General features: G+C 62.5%; 15 protein-coding genes. 8 read left to right on the forward strand and 7 right to left on the reverse strand.

The features are described 5' to 3' along the window. The first annotated feature begins 45 nt into the window (after positions 1–45). A complete protein-coding gene (locus O4H62_RS08095; RefSeq protein ID WP_430538394.1) occupies positions 46–1,563 on the forward strand; it encodes a sensor histidine kinase in 1,518 nt (505 codons plus the stop codon). A 30-nt stretch (positions 1,564–1,593) separates the two neighbouring features. On the opposite strand, the gene cobT is transcribed toward O4H62_RS08095, so the two are convergent. Further along, positions 1,594–2,610: a nicotinate-nucleotide--dimethylbenzimidazole phosphoribosyltransferase gene (gene cobT, locus O4H62_RS08100; protein ID WP_269386892.1), complete on the reverse strand. Its 1,017-nt coding sequence runs from the start codon at positions 2,608–2,610 to the stop codon at positions 1,594–1,596. A gap of 130 nt (positions 2,611–2,740) precedes the next feature. Here cobT and cobS point away from each other — a divergent pair, with 130 nt between their 5' ends. The 4 genes from cobS (at position 2,741) to O4H62_RS08120 (ending at position 6,968) form a co-directional block, all read left to right on the forward strand. Next, complete coding sequence (gene cobS, locus O4H62_RS08105) at positions 2,741–3,523, forward strand: adenosylcobinamide-GDP ribazoletransferase (RefSeq protein ID WP_269386893.1); 783 nt, start codon at positions 2,741–2,743, stop codon at positions 3,521–3,523. Between the two features lie 49 nt (positions 3,524–3,572). Beyond that, positions 3,573–3,800, forward strand: coding sequence for a DUF1289 domain-containing protein (locus tag O4H62_RS08110; protein WP_269386895.1), 228 nt, complete (start codon positions 3,573–3,575; stop codon positions 3,798–3,800). A gap of 5 nt (positions 3,801–3,805) precedes the next feature. Further along, a complete protein-coding gene (locus tag O4H62_RS08115) occupies positions 3,806–4,495 on the forward strand; it encodes a TIGR02281 family clan AA aspartic protease (protein WP_269386897.1) in 690 nt (229 codons plus the stop codon). A 166-nt stretch (positions 4,496–4,661) separates the two neighbouring features. Continuing rightward, positions 4,662–6,968 (forward strand): DUF1217 domain-containing protein, encoded by a 2,307-nt coding sequence (locus O4H62_RS08120; protein ID WP_269386898.1) that lies wholly within the window; start codon positions 4,662–4,664, stop codon positions 6,966–6,968. Between the two features lie 90 nt (positions 6,969–7,058). Here O4H62_RS08120 and O4H62_RS08125 read toward each other — a convergent pair whose 3' ends face one another. Both O4H62_RS08125 and O4H62_RS08130 read right to left on the reverse strand, forming a co-directional pair. Next, positions 7,059–7,877 (reverse strand): sulfite exporter TauE/SafE family protein, encoded by an 819-nt coding sequence (locus O4H62_RS08125; RefSeq protein WP_269386899.1) that lies wholly within the window; start codon positions 7,875–7,877, stop codon positions 7,059–7,061. A 265-nt stretch (positions 7,878–8,142) separates the two neighbouring features. Beyond that, positions 8,143–9,237 carry an extensin family protein gene (locus O4H62_RS08130; protein WP_269386901.1) on the reverse strand — a complete coding sequence of 365 codons (1,095 nt, stop codon included), beginning with the start codon at positions 9,235–9,237 and terminating at the stop codon, positions 8,143–8,145. 244 nt (positions 9,238–9,481) lie between these two features. On the opposite strand from O4H62_RS08130, the gene O4H62_RS08135 reads away from it, so the two are divergent. Next, entirely contained in the window at positions 9,482–9,859 is a 378-nt protein-coding gene (locus O4H62_RS08135) for an acyl-CoA thioesterase (RefSeq protein ID WP_269386902.1), read from the forward strand. A 144-nt stretch (positions 9,860–10,003) separates the two neighbouring features. Here the strand turns inward: O4H62_RS08135 and O4H62_RS08140 are convergent, their stop codons facing one another. The 4 genes from O4H62_RS08140 to O4H62_RS08155 form a co-directional block, all read right to left on the reverse strand. Further along, positions 10,004–10,810, reverse strand: coding sequence for a hypothetical protein (locus O4H62_RS08140; RefSeq protein ID WP_269386903.1), 807 nt, complete (start codon positions 10,808–10,810; stop codon positions 10,004–10,006). A gap of 40 nt (positions 10,811–10,850) precedes the next feature. Next, positions 10,851–11,807 carry a tRNA dihydrouridine(20/20a) synthase DusA gene (dusA, locus tag O4H62_RS08145; RefSeq protein WP_430538395.1) on the reverse strand — a complete coding sequence of 319 codons (957 nt, stop codon included), beginning with the start codon at positions 11,805–11,807 and terminating at the stop codon, positions 10,851–10,853. 115 nt (positions 11,808–11,922) lie between these two features. Then, complete coding sequence (locus tag O4H62_RS08150; RefSeq protein ID WP_269386904.1) at positions 11,923–12,369, reverse strand: hypothetical protein; 447 nt, start codon at positions 12,367–12,369, stop codon at positions 11,923–11,925. A gap of 401 nt (positions 12,370–12,770) precedes the next feature. Next, positions 12,771–13,658, reverse strand: a complete 888-nt coding sequence (locus O4H62_RS08155; protein ID WP_269386906.1) for a MurR/RpiR family transcriptional regulator — start codon at positions 13,656–13,658, stop codon at positions 12,771–12,773. 235 nt (positions 13,659–13,893) lie between these two features. Here O4H62_RS08155 and O4H62_RS08160 point away from each other — a divergent pair, with 235 nt between their 5' ends. Both O4H62_RS08160 and O4H62_RS08165 read left to right on the forward strand, forming a co-directional pair. After that, positions 13,894–15,219, forward strand: coding sequence for an aspartate aminotransferase family protein (locus O4H62_RS08160; RefSeq protein ID WP_269386907.1), 1,326 nt, complete (start codon positions 13,894–13,896; stop codon positions 15,217–15,219). A gap of 23 nt (positions 15,220–15,242) precedes the next feature. Further along, positions 15,243–16,724 carry a M81 family metallopeptidase gene (locus O4H62_RS08165; protein WP_269386909.1) on the forward strand — a complete coding sequence of 494 codons (1,482 nt, stop codon included), beginning with the start codon at positions 15,243–15,245 and terminating at the stop codon, positions 16,722–16,724. Positions 16,725–16,739: the final 15 nt, after the last annotated feature.

Here is a 16,739-nt window from a genome sequence, read left to right on the forward strand (position 1 = left end):
GTCCGAACCGGAGATATCGGAAGCACTGTGTCGACGCCCCAGACCATGACCGACAAAAACATTGTCGATCGTTCGCGCACCCACAAGAACGCGGCGGTCATGAAAGCCGTGCGTGCCACCCGCGAGCAATTGCAGCACGGGCGGGAAATTTCCCCGGCTTTCGACACCGAAATGCTCCGCCTGCACATCAATGCCGTACTGCAGGGCGCCGCCGCCCCGGCGGTTCTGGTGATCCTGGCCGCCGTGGGCGGACTGTGGTTCGACGATGCGCTGTGGCTGCTGGGCTGGGCGCTGCTGACCCTGGTGGTCTATGCCGGGCAGATCCTTATCGCCCGGCGCGCCTCGCGCGGGCACTGCAACGAGGAAACCGCGGGCATCTGGCGCAAGCGGTTCCTCGCTGCCTACGCGGTAATCGGCCTGACCTGGGCTCTGTTTGCCTATCAGCATTGCACCACCTGCCAGGGCGACACCTTCGTCTTTTACAAGTCCGCCGTCCTGCTGATCGCTCTCGCGGCGACGGCGATGACGACGTTTGCCTTGCGCTTTGCGTTCTATTTCGCGGCCGTTCCCGCCATCCTGGCGCTTGCGGCCCGCGCCTCCATCAGCCGCGATGTGGCCGATTTTTCCGCCTTCGCCATGATCTCGGCAGCGGCGCTGTTCTTTGCCTTCATGTCGCAACGGCTCTACAGCACCAACCTGAAGATGCTGAGCTACCAGACCGAGAAGGACGACCTGATCGCCGAACTCGAGGTCGCCAATTCGGTCTCGGACGAGGCACGCCGTCGCGCCGAGGAATCCAATCTCGCCAAGTCCCGCTTCCTGGCCTCCATGAGCCATGAGCTCAGAACCCCGCTCAACGCCATCCTCGGGTTTTCCGAAGTCATGTCGGGCGAGGTGCTCGGCCCCATGGAGAACCCGAGCTACAAGGAATATGTTGGCGACATCCACCGTTCCGGCCAGCATCTTCTCAATCTGATCAACGAGATCCTCGACCTGTCGCGCATCGAGGCGGGCCGATATGAGCTCAATGAGAATGCGCTTTCGCTTGCCGATATCGCCGAGGATTGCATCGGTCTTGTGCAGCTCAAGGCGCGCAGCAAGAACATCCGCATCATCGAGGCCTTCGAGGAAAACCTGCCGATGGTCTGGGCAGACGAGAAATCGATGCGCCAGGTGGTGCTCAATCTGCTGTCGAACGCGGTCAAGTTCACCCCGTCGGGCGGCGAAATCCGCGTCAAGCTCGGCTGGACCGCCGGCGGCGGGCAGTATCTCGCGATCAAGGACAATGGTCCCGGCATAGCCGAGGAGGAAATCCCGGTGGTGCTGTCAGCCTTCGGCCAGGGCTCTGTCGCCATCAAGAGCGCCGAACAGGGCACCGGGCTCGGCCTGCCCATCGTCCAGGCAATCCTGGCCAAGCACGGCGGCGAATTCGTGCTGAAGTCGAAATTGCGCGAGGGCACCGAGGGCATCGCCATTCTGCCGCGCAACCGCGTCCTCGAAAGCATGGCGCCGGTCGAAGGCGTATCGGGCGGCGCGGTCAGGAAGAAGCGGGCCTTCGCCTGAACGCAGATCCCGCCTCGGGCTGACCGGGTTTCATTCCTTGCCGGCAACACCTGCCTGGGCAAAGGTCGCCATGCCGGTATGGCATTGCGCCGCAGCCTTGACGATGCCGGCTGCCAGCGCCGCACCCGTGCCTTCGCCAAGCCGCATGCCGAGCGCCAGCAACGGTGTCTTGCCGAGCTTCTCGATGGCAGCCATGTGGCCGGGTTCGGCCGAAACATGGCCTATCAGGCAATGATCCAGCGCCGAAGGATTGGCCGCATGCAGCACCGCCGCCGCCGCCGTTGCCACATAGCCGTCGATCAGAACCGGGATTCGTTCCATCCGCGCGGCGAGAATTGCGCCGGCCATGGCCGCTATCTCGCGCCCGCCCAGACGCCGCAGCAATTCGAGCGGATCATCGAGGTGCGCCTTGTGCAGCGCCACGGACGTTTCGACGGCGGCAATCTTGCGCGCCAGCACTTCGCCTTCCGATCCGGTGCCGGGACCGACCCAGTCGACCGCCGAGCCGCCGTAAAGCCCGTAGAAGATTGCCGCCGCGATCGTGGTGTTGCCGATGCCCATTTCGCCGATGCACAACAGGTCGGTGCCGCCGGCGATCGCCTCCATGCCGAACGCCATCGTCGCCGCACAGGTGCGTTCGTCCATCGCCGCCTCGACGGAGATATCGCCCGTCGGCACTTCCAGCGCCAGGTCGAAGATCTTCAGCCCCAGGTCGTTGGCGACGCAAATCTGGTTGATGGCGGCACCTCCGGCGGCAAAATTCTCCACCATCTGTGCCGTCACCGAAGGCGGGAACGGTGACACGCCTTGCGCCGTCACGCCGTGGTTTCCGGCAAAGATCGCCACCAGCGGCCGCGTGACCTGCGGCGAGCGCCCGGTCCAGGCCGCCAGCCAGAAGGCGATCTCCTCAAGCCGCCCGAGTGCGCCTGCGGGTTTGGTCAGTTGCGAATCGCGCTCGCGCGCCACGGCGAGCGCCGACGTATCAGGCCCGGGCAGATTGCGCAGGAGTTCGCGAAAATCATCAAAAGGCAAACCGCTGGCACTCATTTTCTTCTCCAAAACTCTTCTGCGCATGACGCGCGACGTGGCCCGGTGTAATTGTCAAATCGCCCAAGGACAATAACGTTCGCGACATCGCGGGTCTTGACCCGAATAATGCCGCCGGCCGGAGACCGAAATGCAGATCAGCGATTATCTCGACGACATCGCCCGCGCCGCAGGCTTTCTCAGCCGCTTGCCGATGCCGGCGCGGCATTTCGAAGATCATGACGGCTCGCTGACCCGGGCCTCGGGCATGTTTCCAGCCGCGGGGTTGATCATAGGACTGTGCCCGGGTCTGGCCATCCTGATCCTGTCGGCGGTCAACGCCAATGCGGCGCTGGCCGCACTGCTGGCGCTGACGATTCTGATCGGCGTCACCGGCGCACTGCACGAGGACGGGCTGGCCGATTCCGCCGATTCTTTCGGCGCCCTCGGCGGACGCGAGCAGATGCTCGAGATCATGAAGGACAGCCGCATCGGAACCTACGGGGTTCTGGCACTGATGGTCAGTTTCGCGCTGCGCGCCCTCGCGCTGACCATCATCATCTCGGTGATCGGCGGATGGGGCGCCTTTCTGATGCTTCTTGGCGTTGCGGCGGCCTCCCGCGCAGCCATGGTCTGGCACTGGAGCGCCCTGCCCCCTGCCCGCCAGAACGGCGTCGCCGCCTCGGTCGGCGCCCCGGACGAAAGGGCGCGGAACCTGGCCCTCATCTCGGGCGCCATCATATACATGCTGTTTGTGACACTCGCGTCGGGTCTGATAACCGCAGCGCTTGGCCTTGCGCTCCTGGCAGCTGTAGCCCGCCAATGGACATCGATGGTGCGATCGAGACTGGGCGGCCACACCGGCGACACCATTGGCGCCACCCAGCAGGTCGGCGAGACTGTCTGCCTCACCGCCCTTGCCCTTTTGCTGTGAACGACCGATATAAAACGGCAAAGATGTCAGAAACCGAGCAAGATCGTCCATGAGCATAGAATCGCCCTGCATCCTGGTATGCTCGATCGACATGAAGACCGGATTTTGTTTCGGCTGCGGCCGAACCCGCGACGAGATCGCCGGCTGGATGGGCTACACGCCGGAGACACGACGCCGGCTCATGGCCGAGTTGCCCGAACGTCTCGAAACCGTGGAACGCAAGCCCCGGCGCGAGACCAGGCGGCAGCGCATGGCGCGCGAACGCCAGGATAGCTGAGAAATATGGTCTTCGTCCTCGCGCTGATCGGCGCCGCCCTCGCCGTCCTGATCTTCAATCACGAAACCGGCTTCAGTTTCGGCCTGCCCAACGACGATCTCGCGAGCCTCGTCTATCTCGGGCTGATTGGTGCCGTTGTCGGCGCCGGCGTGGTCGGCGCGCATCGCAACATCGGCGAAATGGTCCGGAACCTGATGATCTGGGTGGTGATGATCCTCGGCCTTGCCACCGGCTGGCTTTACCAGGACCAGGCCAGGGACATGGTCCTGCGCGTGGCCGGCGGGCTGGCGCCCGGGCGCCCCGTCACCGTATCGGACGAAAACGGTCAGGCCGTCCTGATCCGCAAATCGCTCAACGGGCATTTTCAGGCCGCCGGTGATGTCAATGGCCAGCCGGTGAACTTCCTCATCGACACCGGCGCCACCTCGATTGCGCTCTCGCATGACGATGCACTGCGCATCGGCTTCACCGATGCCGAGCTGAGCTACACGCTGATCATCAACACCGCCAACGGCCAGGCCCGCGCCGCACCGGTCCGGCTCGACACCGTGACAGTTGGCTCGGTGGTGCGGCGTGGACTGCGCGCCATGGTGGCCGAGCCGCAGCGCCTTGATCAAAGCCTGTTGGGAATGAACTTTATCTCTTCCTTAACCGCATTCGAGATGCGGCGGGACGAAGTCATTCTCCGCGACTAGTATTCCCCGAACTCAAAACCTGTTCGCAGCACGACGTCAGCAATTCAATTGCGGAAAGCCTCGGGCAAGCACGCCATGACAGATTCTCGGAAATTCCATCTTCATGAGGTGGATTCTCGTCAGTTTAACGGTTGTTTCGTTTGCTTTCCCGATCACAGGTTACATCATGATTAGCAGCTTTCAGTCCTATAATTTTTACACAAAAGACATCAACGAGACGCTCAGTCGCAAGGCTGCCGATCCGGTGATCAGCAGGGAACTGCAGTATTACCGCGACACGATCGGATCGATCACCAGCATCGACGAATTCCTTGCCAATGACAGGGTCTATGCCTACGCGATGAAAGCCTACGGGCTGGAGGAAATGAGCTATGCGAAAGCCTTCATCCGCAAGGTTCTGGAAAGCGATCTGAAGGATTCCGGCAGTTTCGCAAATCTTCTCACCGACACCAGGTACAAGACGCTTGCCGCGGCCTATGACTTCGGCAACACGAAAACATCCGAGATTGTTCAGACCCCCACCCAGATCGACAACCTGATCGGCACCTATGAGCAGACGATCGCGGACAACGACAGCCAGTTGAAGGCGGAGACCGCCTATTTCACTGCCGTGGCCCAGACCTTTACCAACGTCGACGACCTGTTCAAGAACACCCGTGCTCGCGATTACGTCTTCACCACGTTCGGCATTGACCCGGATACGTTCGATTACAACACGCTGAGAAGCGTGATCACCAGCGATATTGCTGATGCAGGCAGCTACATCAATTCCGTGATCGCTCCACAAGTCAACGACTGGATAACCCTTGTCGACGACCTCAACACACAGCTTGCCGACCCGACCAAAACGGCAGCCGAAAAGCAAAAGATCAACTATCTGATCACGCAGTATTCGAAGTCGATCGCCAAGGCCGACAACTTCTACAATCTGGCCGCATCGTTCAACTTCAATGCGGACGGTACGCTGGATCCCGGTGTCGAGCCGATGACCACCGCGCAGATGAAGCTGGTCACGGAATCCTATGTACTGTCGCAGCCAAGGCTCACATCCGCCGGAGCGCTGCTCAACAAGGAGTATTATGAAGACACGATTTCCAGCATCACCACGATCGATGAGCTTCTGGACAACACCCGCCTGAGCATCATGATGCTGACGGCCTACGGAATTCCGCTGACCACCAGCCGCGCCGATGTCAAATGGGCTCTGCAGCAGGACACATCCGATCTCAATGGGGAAATTTACACCAAGAGCGAAGAGATGATCGCGCTCGCCAAGGCCTTCAATTTTGAAAGCGATGGCACGATCACACCCGGCCTGGACATTCAGGACAGCGATCAGCTCTTCTTGACAACGGCCAATTACATCGACAGGTACAACGATGCCGACGATGAGGCCGATGCAGCGGCATTTGCGAAATACAAGCGCTATATCGGCCTTACCAGCAATCTCGACGATTTCCTGTCGGCCCAGCCTGCTGCGATCACCATCCGAGAGTTCGCATTGAAGGCTTTCAACATCTCACCCGACGAGGTCTCCATCTACAAGCTCAAGCAGGTGTTCACCAGCGATCCCTATGACCCGAAGAGCTATGTCAACACGATGAAGGATGACCGGTTCGTGAAACTGGCAAAGGCCTACAACTTTGCCGCCGACGGCAGCATCGGCCCGCCGCGCTATGCACAGTCGGAAAACGAGATCACACGAATCACCAAGGCTTACTACACCGCGGTGACCCGGCTGGATTCGAGCGAATCGTCCAAGGCCGCCGCCGAAGCTGAGGCTGTCTACTATCGCGACAAGTTGCAGACGCTTGAAACCGTCGACCAACTGCTGTCCGATGTGCGGCTGAAAAACGTGCTGCTTGTCGCCGAAGGCCTCAGGCCGGTCGATGTGAGTTCCGAAATGCTCAAGGCCGTGCTGATCTCGGACCTCGATGATCCTGATAGCTTTGCCAACCAGCAGACCGAGATCGGCTTCCAGAAGATTGCCGGGTCGTTCAATTTCGACGCAGACGGTTTCATCCGGACCAACTCCAGCCGGAGCGTGCAGAACGAGCGCGGACTGGTGGAAACCCAGCGCCTCTACCTGACCCAGGCGATCGAGGAAGAAGCCGGGACGGAAAGTCTGGGAGCCCGCCTCGCACTCTACTTCGAGCGGATGGCGCCGACGATCACCAGCAACTTCGACATCCTTGCCGACGACGCCCTGGCGCAATTCGTCCGCATAGCCTTCTCGATTTCCGCGGAAACGGCGAGCAGCGACATCGACAAGCAAAAGCAGATGCTCGACAGGTATCTGGACGTTGACGATCTGCTGGATCCGGAAAAAGTGGACACCCTGGTCCGGCGTTTCCTGGCTCTCTATGACATCGACAATGCCGCTCCCGATCCAATGCTGACGCTGATCAGCGGCAACACGTCGATCAGTTTCGAAACCGTGGCAACATTGGCGCAGCTTCGTACCAGCTTGTGACCCGACCGGGTGGCTGGGCCTGATCGGTCCGCTGACCATGCAGCAAAGAGCGTGTCTCCGGCCAATGCCGGGGACGCCGGTGCATGAGCATCATGTCAGACTGTAGAAGAATCTCACGGCGACGGACAGCATGAAGCAGCCGAACCCGATCTCCAGCTGCCGTTTGTCGAGCGCATGGGCGAAACGTACCCCCAGCGGCGCGATGAGGAGCGTGATCGGGATGATCAGCGCGACCACAAGCCAGTCGATATACCCGGTCGAATAAGGCGGGAGACCATCTGCCCCCCACCCTGCCCACATATAGCCGAACAGTCCCGGGATCGCGATCAGCACACCGACGCCCGCAGATGTCGCCACCGCCTGGTGCACCGGGCGGTCGTAGAGCGTCATGAAGGTGTTGTTGAGCACACCCCCGCCAATCCCCATCAACCCGGAGAGAAGCCCGATCAGCCAGCCGACGGTCGCTCTGACCGGATTTCCCGGCAACACGCTGCCCAGGCGCCAGCTCTGCCGGTTCAACAGCATTCGCAGACCAACCAGGATGGCGATGACCGCAAAGATGGCGCGCAGGCCGGCACTGGAGACCGAAGCCGCCACCACCGATGCGGAGACCACGCCCAGCGGCACTGGCAGGATCCAGCTGCGCAGCAACTGCTGATCCACAGCACCGCGTTTTCTGTGCGCCATGAAAGAACGGATCGAAGTCGGCACGATGATGGCGAGCGAGGTGCCGACCGACAGGTGCATCCGCACCGCGTCATCGATGTGAAGCAGGCCAAAGAGCTGATAGAACACCGGAACAAGGATCGCCCCGCCACCGATGCCGAACAGGCCCGCAAGAATCCCGGCCACGGCCCCGGCGCCGGCAAGGGCTGCCGCAAACCAGATCAAGTCCCCCATTGGTGGCATTCAAGCAATCCCTGTCCGGCGTTCCGCCGCCTGCCGGAACAAATTCCCTGATGCCTTTAGCTTATCCGGCAGACGTCATCAAACAGAGACATTCTTCGGGCAATGTCGAGACACGGCAGGGAGGCAATCATCCGGCCGTGTGGACTCCATGGGCCGGCTCCCCCCGCTTGTACGCCGGCCGCGTCGGGAGTTCTCCCGCTCCGGGTTGACGCCCCATCCCCCGGCAACGGGTTGAAGGCTGGCTTGTCCAGCCTTCTTTTTTTGTTCAGTCGCAATGCCTGTAGCCGGTCTTGCGCGCTCTCAGGTCAAAATGGAAATGATCCTTGTGATGAACGTCGCTGCCGGGCCCGAGAACGGTGGTGAAATATTTGCAGCTGTCGCTACGGATCGTCTTAAGCAGGCTTTTCTCGCGGAAGGAAAAGAACCCGGGCTTGCGCACCGAGATCGCCTGGCCGTTGTCGAGCGTGATCTTGCCGACATCGATGGCGTTGCCGGTTGCATGCTCGGACATCGGCGCACCGCGTTTGGAGTTCATCGTCCGGCAGGAATAGGATGACAGCTGGTTGATCGAGCTCACGCCGGAGAGGTAGCGAAGCCTCGCGGCAGGCGCCAGTTCGTTCTTCACCCACTGGGCGAACGCATCGGTGACCTGGCAGTTGAGCTTGGCCGCCGGCTTGATCCTGATGCCGCCCGAAAGCTCGGTCACTTCGACCGGATACGGGATCGAACAGCCCTTGCCGCTGTTGACCGCCGGAAGGTCGCGGTAGGTCACTCCAAGCCTTTTGAGCCGGTTGCGGCAGGCCTTCTCCGCCGCCGGCATGCCACCGGCCCACTGCGGCGCGCTCATCGGATTGCCGACCCGCGGCATCAGCCCGGCAACCTGCACCTGGGCGTCATCGGTGCGGTTGTCCTGAAACTGCCCGTCGGTACCAATCACCATTCCGTCTGATCCGCCATCGAGCGGATTGCCGGATGTCCCGGCAAGCTGCGGATTGTCGGTGCCGATCCCGGTCACGACCGGCTGCTCCATCCTGCCCTCGGGCAACGCCGACGTCATCTCGTTCATGTCCACCCCTGCCGAGACCGGGTAGGCAAGCACGTTCTGCATCGGCGCATCCGGACTGTTGGGAACGGTAGAATCGGATACATCGGCGAACATGGCCGGAGCAATCGGCGCGCTGGACATGATCACCGGCGCGGAAGGCTCGCTGCGGATCATCGGTGCCGCGGGCTCGATCGCCAGCAGATCCCCGGGAGGCGACATGTCGCCCGAACATCCGCCGGCGACGAGCGCGGTTGTCAGCGCCAGTCCGGCCATCGACGGCCGGCGGCGGCGGATTCTGGATACGGGAGGCAACATGGATTTCTCCGGGGATACGCAAAACTGACCCCGAGAATCTCACATAACGGTAAAGGAAGACTGATGTTGCGCGTTAACGTCTGGGGCAATATTGCGGCAAATGCAGTGCGGCGCGCCACCGGGCCTGGCCACTGCAGGCCGCATCGGGACGGTCATTCCGCCGTCATCCCCACATTCTCGCCGCCGCTCCCTTCAAAACAGTCCGGCGCCGGGGTAAACCTGACATCCCAATCAGGAGACGACGATGATCAGCCCGACCGGTGAATTGACTTTGCGGACACTGGCCATGCCGGCCGACGCCAACGCCGCCGGCGACATTTTCGGCGGCTGGGTGATGGCGCAGATGGACCTTGCCTGCGGCATCCGCGCCGCCGAGCGCGCCCGCGGCCGCGTGGTCACCGCAGCCGTCAACGAGATGTCGTTCGCCATGCCGGTCAAGATCGGCGACACGCTGTGCATCTACACCGACATCGTCAAGGTCGGCCGCACCTCGATGACGCTTCTGGTCGAGGCCTGGGCGCAGCGCTATCTCTCGCCGCAGATGGACAAGGTGACCAATGCCCTGTTCGTCATGGTGGCGCTTGATGCCAACAACAGGCCGACGCCGCTGCCGGCCGAGTGATCGCAGGAGCCAGATCACCTCAAGGCCAGCCTGAATCGGCTTTTCAGCTGCCCGATTCAATCCGGCAGCACCCGCGCTCAACCCACTGGGAAAAAACGACAAAAGCCAACCTGAAGAAGATCGGGACCTGATCCGGAAGGACCGTCAGCCGGCTTCACCAGAAGCCGCCTCGTCAGAAGCGGAGTCCAGCTGGTTCATTTCGTAAAGATAGAGCCGCGTCTTGCGCCGGTCGGCAAGCTCCCAGATCTCGGTAGCGTCGACACCCGGCACGGCAAAGCTGTTGGAGACCAGCAGGCTGCCAGGCTTCATCTCCCGCCTGACCTTCTCATAGAGCTGCGGCATCGGCTCGGGCGAGAGGAATGCGTAGACGATATCGTCATCCGAAATGTCGGCGGACCAGATATCCTGCCGCAGGATCTGGCCCCGTCGCTCAATTTTCGACAGCACAAAGGAAACAAACCAGACCATCGGCGCCGACTCCACGCCCCTCGCCTGCCTGCCCTCGCCGTCGAGCGCCCGGACGACGCCGCCAAGCCCCGAACCGAGATCAACGAAGCGATTGGCGCCGCGTTGCTGCATCAGCGACAACAGCGCCCCGGTCGTCAGCCGGTTTGTCAGATACAACGGCACCCGCTCGCGCGCGGTGTTGGAGAAAACCAGATAGAGCACGACAAACCCGATCCCGAACGGCCAGGCAGGCAGATCGCCTGCGTTGAGCGCAAGCATCAGCGCCCCAGGAAAGCAAAGACTGATCCAGACCCACCAGACCGGCAACCCGAGCAGCTTCGTCACAGCTGCGGCGACACCGCTCTGAACGATCAACCCACCCCAGAACAGACCGACTGCGTCGAGCCTGCCGGCCAGCATGGCACTCAACGCAAACACCACCACCCCTGCGGCAAGCTGCGCAAGGACGGCGCCGATGATCGGATAGGAGCGAATCGGGTTCATGCCGGGTCCTGTCGAGTGGCCTTGCGGCCATGGTTTCACATCAGGCGGCGGCCGTCAGATCGGTCGGATCGATAGCCTCAAAGGCAGCGGCGATCACCTCCGGGCCAGCACCCGGCCGCACCGCATCCGCCGACAGGATCTGCCGGAAACGCCGCGCGCCGCGAACCCCCTGGAACAATCCGATCATGTGCCGGGTGACGTGGATCAGACGACCGCCGGAAGCCAGGTGCGCTTCGGCATGGTCCATCATCGCCGCACAAACCGCGAGCCAGTCCACCTCGGCAACATCCATCCCGTAGATCTGCCTGTCGACGCCGGCAAGAAGAGAAGTGTTGTGGTAGGCGGCCCGGCCGAGCATGACGCCGTCGACATGATTCAGATGTTCAACGGCCTGATTCAGATCCGCAATACCGCCGTTTATCCCGATGAAAAGTTTAGGATAATCCTGCTTGAGACGATAGACCCGATCATAGTCGAGCGGCGGGATGTCGCGGTTTTCCTTGGGTGAAAGCCCCTCGAGCCAGGCCTTGCGGGCATGCACCCAGAGCGCATCCACCCCGGCATCCACGACCCGTGCCGCGAGATCCGAAAGGGCAATTTCCGGGTCCTGCTCGTCGACGCCGATCCGGCATTTGACGGTCACCGGCGTATCCGTCACGGCCTTCATCGCCGCCACGCACCGCGCCACCAGATCCGGCTCGCGCATCAGGCAGGCACCGAAAGCCCCCGACTGCACCCGGTCGGACGGACAGCCGACATTGAGGTTGATCTCGTCATAGCCGAAATCTGCCGCGATCCGCACCGCCTCGGCAAGCTTGTCCGGCTCCGATCCGCCAAGCTGCAAAGCCACCGGGTGCTCGCACGCGCCATAGCCGAGCAGCCGCTCCCGGTCACCATGGATGATCCCGTCGGCAACCACCATTTCGGTATAGAGCAGCGCATGCCGCGTGAGCTGACGATGCAGGAACCGGCAATGCCGGTCCGTCCAGTCGATCATAGGTGCGACGGCGAAACGCCGAGACGCGTCAATCTGAGATTTTCCTTCTTTTCTCACTACTTAGTCCACATCTCTCAAATTTACCCATGGCTCGTTTCGGCTCATTTCGCACCTTTTATCCGGAAAATACAACAAATGCTGTACCGATATGGGCACCATCGCAGAGCATTGACGCCAGGACGGGTCTGTAGCATGGCGCGCGCAAATTGTCATAAAGCGCGGCGGTAAGGCCGTCTGGCGTGAGCACAAGATCTTCAAGCTCCGGTCGACGGCCAACGCCTGGCTCAGCCAACGCGAAGATCGGCCCGGTCAGCCTGGCGCGCTTGAAGCCGCGCTCAAATCCAGGTCGAGTGGGAACCAGGACCCGACTCTCTCCAACGCGATGGATCTCTATCTCCGCGAAAGCAACAAGAAGATCGGCCGCACGAAAGCGCAAGCGCTCGGGAGCATCAAGGATTTCGATATCGCCGACAAAACATCTGCCTCGATCACAAGCGCCGATATTGTCGCGTTCGCGCGCGAGAAACTCGAGAGCGGAGTTCAGCCGCCAGACCGTCGTCAATTCCGATGCATCGGATCATTGCCTTCGCCATATTCCCACCCGCCGGCAGGAAGAGATCATCCGGATCACCAGGAAAGACCCAGCATTGATTTCCATTGAGAACTGCCCCGTTCCTTACTCGTTCGGTTTCGGTCACTTTTCAACCGGAAGAAGCACTCATAAAGCGATCACGACTACAGGCGTAGCGCAGCGTCGGACGAGGTTCTGGATGGTGCGAGGCCAGGCTAACACCAATGGCGCAGTTGGCGACAGCCTCCTCGTCCGCGGCCCTTACGGCGCGACACATCGAAGACGAGACCAGGCGCCAGGCGGCGCCTCGGCCGACATGAGCGCTATCGCCCGAGACGATCGGCAGGTGGCGAACGCGGTGACCTCTCTTCGTGCCGGCGTCGCACGAGACATCATAACGCACGTTTGGGCAGGGTATGCGCGTAAACGTCCGTGGCCAGCATGTGATCGTCCGCGCGCTGCAAGGCACGCACCGAAGCCGCCTTGTCACGATTGGCCAGCAGGCCGCAGAGCACCTCCGATATCGCGAGCGCGGGGGTGAGCGTGTGGAAAAAGCTGCCGTTCTCGACCGGGCACAGCAGGGCGGTGTCGCTAACGTTGACCAGTGGCGACACCGCGCTGTCGGTGACCGAGATCACCGACATGCCCTTGTCGCGCGCGACCTGCGCCAGCTTGAGCGTCTGCACCACATAGGGATTCAGGGAGACCACAAGGAGCGCGTCCTCCTCGGTCGCCCAGATCAGCGCATCACCGGCAGTATGGGCGGTCCCGTCGAGCAGCACCGCTTTGTCGCCGAGGAGCGAGAGCACATAGTGGAAGTGCCAGGCTACCGAATGGCTGGACCGCAGGCCGAGGACATAGATCCGTCGCGCCGCACTTAGCCGCTCGGCGGCCTCGGTGATCCGACCCAACATGTCGCCGACCGAAAGCTGAAGCAATTCCTGGCCCAGCCGTTCCAGCATGTCACGCGCCAGCGCGCTGGCTTCGAGATCGTCGCCCGTCTGCGCGGAAGCGCGGGCACGGGCGGCGAAACCGTCGTTGGGCTTGCGCATCGCATTGGCATGGTCGTCGCGGATCGCGTTGAAGCCGTCGTAGCCGAGGAACTTGGACAGGCGGGTCATCGTCGAAGGCTGGACCCCGGCCTTCGCCGCCAGCTCCCGCATCGAACTCAGCGCCACTTCACGCGGGTGATCGAGGATATGGCGCGCGGCTATCTGCAACTTGCCCGGCATGGAATCGAAACGGGCGATAATTCGGTCTCTGGCGCTTTCGTGTTGCAACAAACGTTTTACCCTCTCGTGCAGCCTCTGCGCAACTTAGCACCGGTTACGTCGATATCAACTGATTTTGCACATTTCATGGACAGACGATGAAAATTCGTTCGTTCTATGAACGACAATAATGAAACAGTGGACAAAATTAACATGACATATAGAACAAGTGTTGCACTCCCTCCAGAAGCGCTCTAATGATAGCTCAACAAGCCGCCACCGCGCACAAACGACAGGACCCGCTGTGACCCGCCTTCTCCATCGCTCGACCAAGACGACACCCCCCGTCGCCGTTTCCGGCCAAGGGATCTACATCACCGATGCCGAGGGACGCGACTACATCGACGGTTCCGGGGGCGCGGCGGTCAGTTGCCTCGGGCACGGCCACCCCGCCATCGCCGCCGCGATCCATGCCCAGGTCGACAAGCTTGCCTATGCCCACACCTCCTTCTTCACCACCGAGGCGGCCGAGCGATTGGGCCAGCGGCTCTCCGACCTGGCGCCCGGATCGCTCGATTACGCCTACCTCGTCTCCGGCGGGTCCGAGGCGGTGGAGGCGGCGCTGAAAATGGCGCGACAGTACTACGTCGAGACCGGCCAGCCGCAGCGGCGCCACATCGTCGCCCGCCGCCAGAGCTATCACGGCAATACCCTCGGGGCGCTGGCCACCGGCGGCAACGAATGGCGGCGAGCGCAGTTCCGTCCGCTCCTGCCCGAGACGCATCATGTCTCCCCATGCTACGCCTACCGCGACCGCGAGCCCGATGAGACCGAGATCGAGTATGGCACCCGCCTTGCCGCCGAACTCGAGAACAAGATCCGCGAACTCGGCGCGGAGGAGGTCATGGCCTTCGTCATGGAGCCCGTGGTCGGCGCCACCCTCGGCGCAGTGCCGCCGGTCGAGGGCTATATGCGCGCTATCCGCGAGGTCTGCGACCGTTACGGCGTGCTGCTGATCGCCGACGAGGTGATGTGCGGCATGGGCCGGACCGGCTCGCTCTTCGCGGTCGAGACCGAGGGCGTGGTGCCCGACCTCATCGCAGTCGCGAAGGGGCTGGGCGGCGGCTACCAGCCGATCGGCGCAGTGCTGCTCTCCGACAGGATCTACCGCGCCTTCGAACAGGGCAGCGGCACGTTCCAGCACGGTCACACCTATATCGGGCACCCGGTCGCCGCCGCGGCGGCGAACGCGGTGCTGGACGAGATCACTCGCCCGGAGATGATGCCGCATGTCGCCGAGATGGGTCGGCGGCTGCAAGGTGCGCTGGAGCAGCGCCTGGCCCAGTCGCCCCACGTGGGCGACATTCGCGGCCGCGGCCTGTTCCGCGGCATCGAGCTAGTCGCCGACCGCGATACCAAGGCCCCCTTCGACCCCTCGCGAAAGATGCATGCCCGGGTCAAGCGCGCCGCCATGGAACGCGGGCTCTTGTGCTACCCGATGCCGGGCACGATCGACGGCCAGCGCGGCGACCATATACTGCTCGCCCCCCCCTTCATCATCGCACCCGACGAGATCGACATGATCGTCGATCGCCTCGGCGAGGCGATCGACGCCGCCACTGCCGAATAACGAGCCGATCAAGGAGAACCGCCATGTCCTTCCGCGTTGCCTATGCCGGCTTCATGCTTGAATCGGTCAGCGCTGTGCCGGTGATCAGCACGAAAGACGATTTCATCCGCAACACCACTCGCGGCGAGGCCATGGCCAAGGCGTTTGCCGGCACCAACACGGTCGCCGGCGGCTGTCTCGACACGCTCGACGCCGCACCGGACGCCGTCGCCGTCCCTCTCGTGCAGACGGTCATTGGCGCACTCGGCCCGGCTTCCGACGAGGCGATCGCCTGGCTAACCGGCGAAACCCTTTCCCTGCTGGCCAGAGCAGCCCCGCTCGACGGAATCGTTCTCTTCCTTCACGGCGCCTCCTGGGCGCCCGGATACGAAGATATCGAGCGCCATGTCATCAGCAAGGTCCGAAATGCGCACCCGGACGTGCCAATCTCGGTTGCGCTGGATTATCACGGCAATGTCGACAGCCGCACCTTCGCCGAGTGCGACGTGGCCGTGGCCTATCGGCATTCGCCTCATACCGACATGGGCCAGACCGGCGCACGCGCCACCGAGGCGTTGCTGCGTATCCTGCGCGAGGGCCGCAAGCCGGGGCTGGCGGTCTGCAAGCCCGGGGTCGTGATCCCATCGATCCTCTCGGCCACCGCGCTCGAGCCGTTGGCGACGGTGATCGCCGAGGCCCGCGCGCTGGAAGCCGCAGGCGATTGCGATATCTCTGTCATGGCCGGCTTCGCATACGCGGATTCTCCCAACACCGGCATGTCGGTGGTCGCGGTCGACTGGGACGGGCAAGAAGCGGCCGCAACCAAGGCGCGCCAGTTGGCCGAACGACTGCAGGCGCTACGCCGCGAGATTTCATCCGCGATCCCTGTCGCCGACGTGTCCGGGGCGCTGGCCGACCTGGAGGCGAGGCCGGGCGCGGGCAAGCCGGTGGTCCTGCTGGAACACGCCGACCGGATGAACGACAGCACCTACCTCTTGCGCGCGTTGATGGATCGCGAGGTGGGCCGTGTTAGCGTACCCTTCATGTTCGACCCCGAGACCGCCGAACAGGCGTTGGCCGCCGGCGCAGGCGCCGAGATCGACCTAATGCTTGGCGGCAAGACCTCGCCCGAAAGCGGCGGGCCGATCGCGCTACGCGCCAAGGTGCTCTGGGCCGGCCACAAGACCTATACGGTCACCGGCCAGATGCAGACTGGCGCCACGATCGACCTCGGCACCACCGCGCTCATCGAATTCGGCCATATCCGGGTCTCGGTCGTGTCAAACTTCGCTTTCGCCATCGACGGCGACCCGTTCTACATCTTCGACGAACGCCCCGAGGATTACGACGTGATCGTGCTGCGCTCGAAGACCCATTTCCGGGCGTTCTACGAGCCGGCCTCGGACCGGATCATCGTCGTCGACACCCCCGACCTGGGACCGGCCGACGTGAAACTGATCCCCTTCACCCAACTCGACACTGCACAGAAGTTTCCCTGGAAGGAAACCCCGGTTCTGACCTGCTAGCAACCACCACCGACA

This window comes from Parahoeflea alexandrii, from assembly GCF_027214025.1.
GTDB classification, from domain to species: domain Bacteria; phylum Pseudomonadota; class Alphaproteobacteria; order Rhizobiales; family Rhizobiaceae; genus Hoeflea; species Hoeflea alexandrii_A.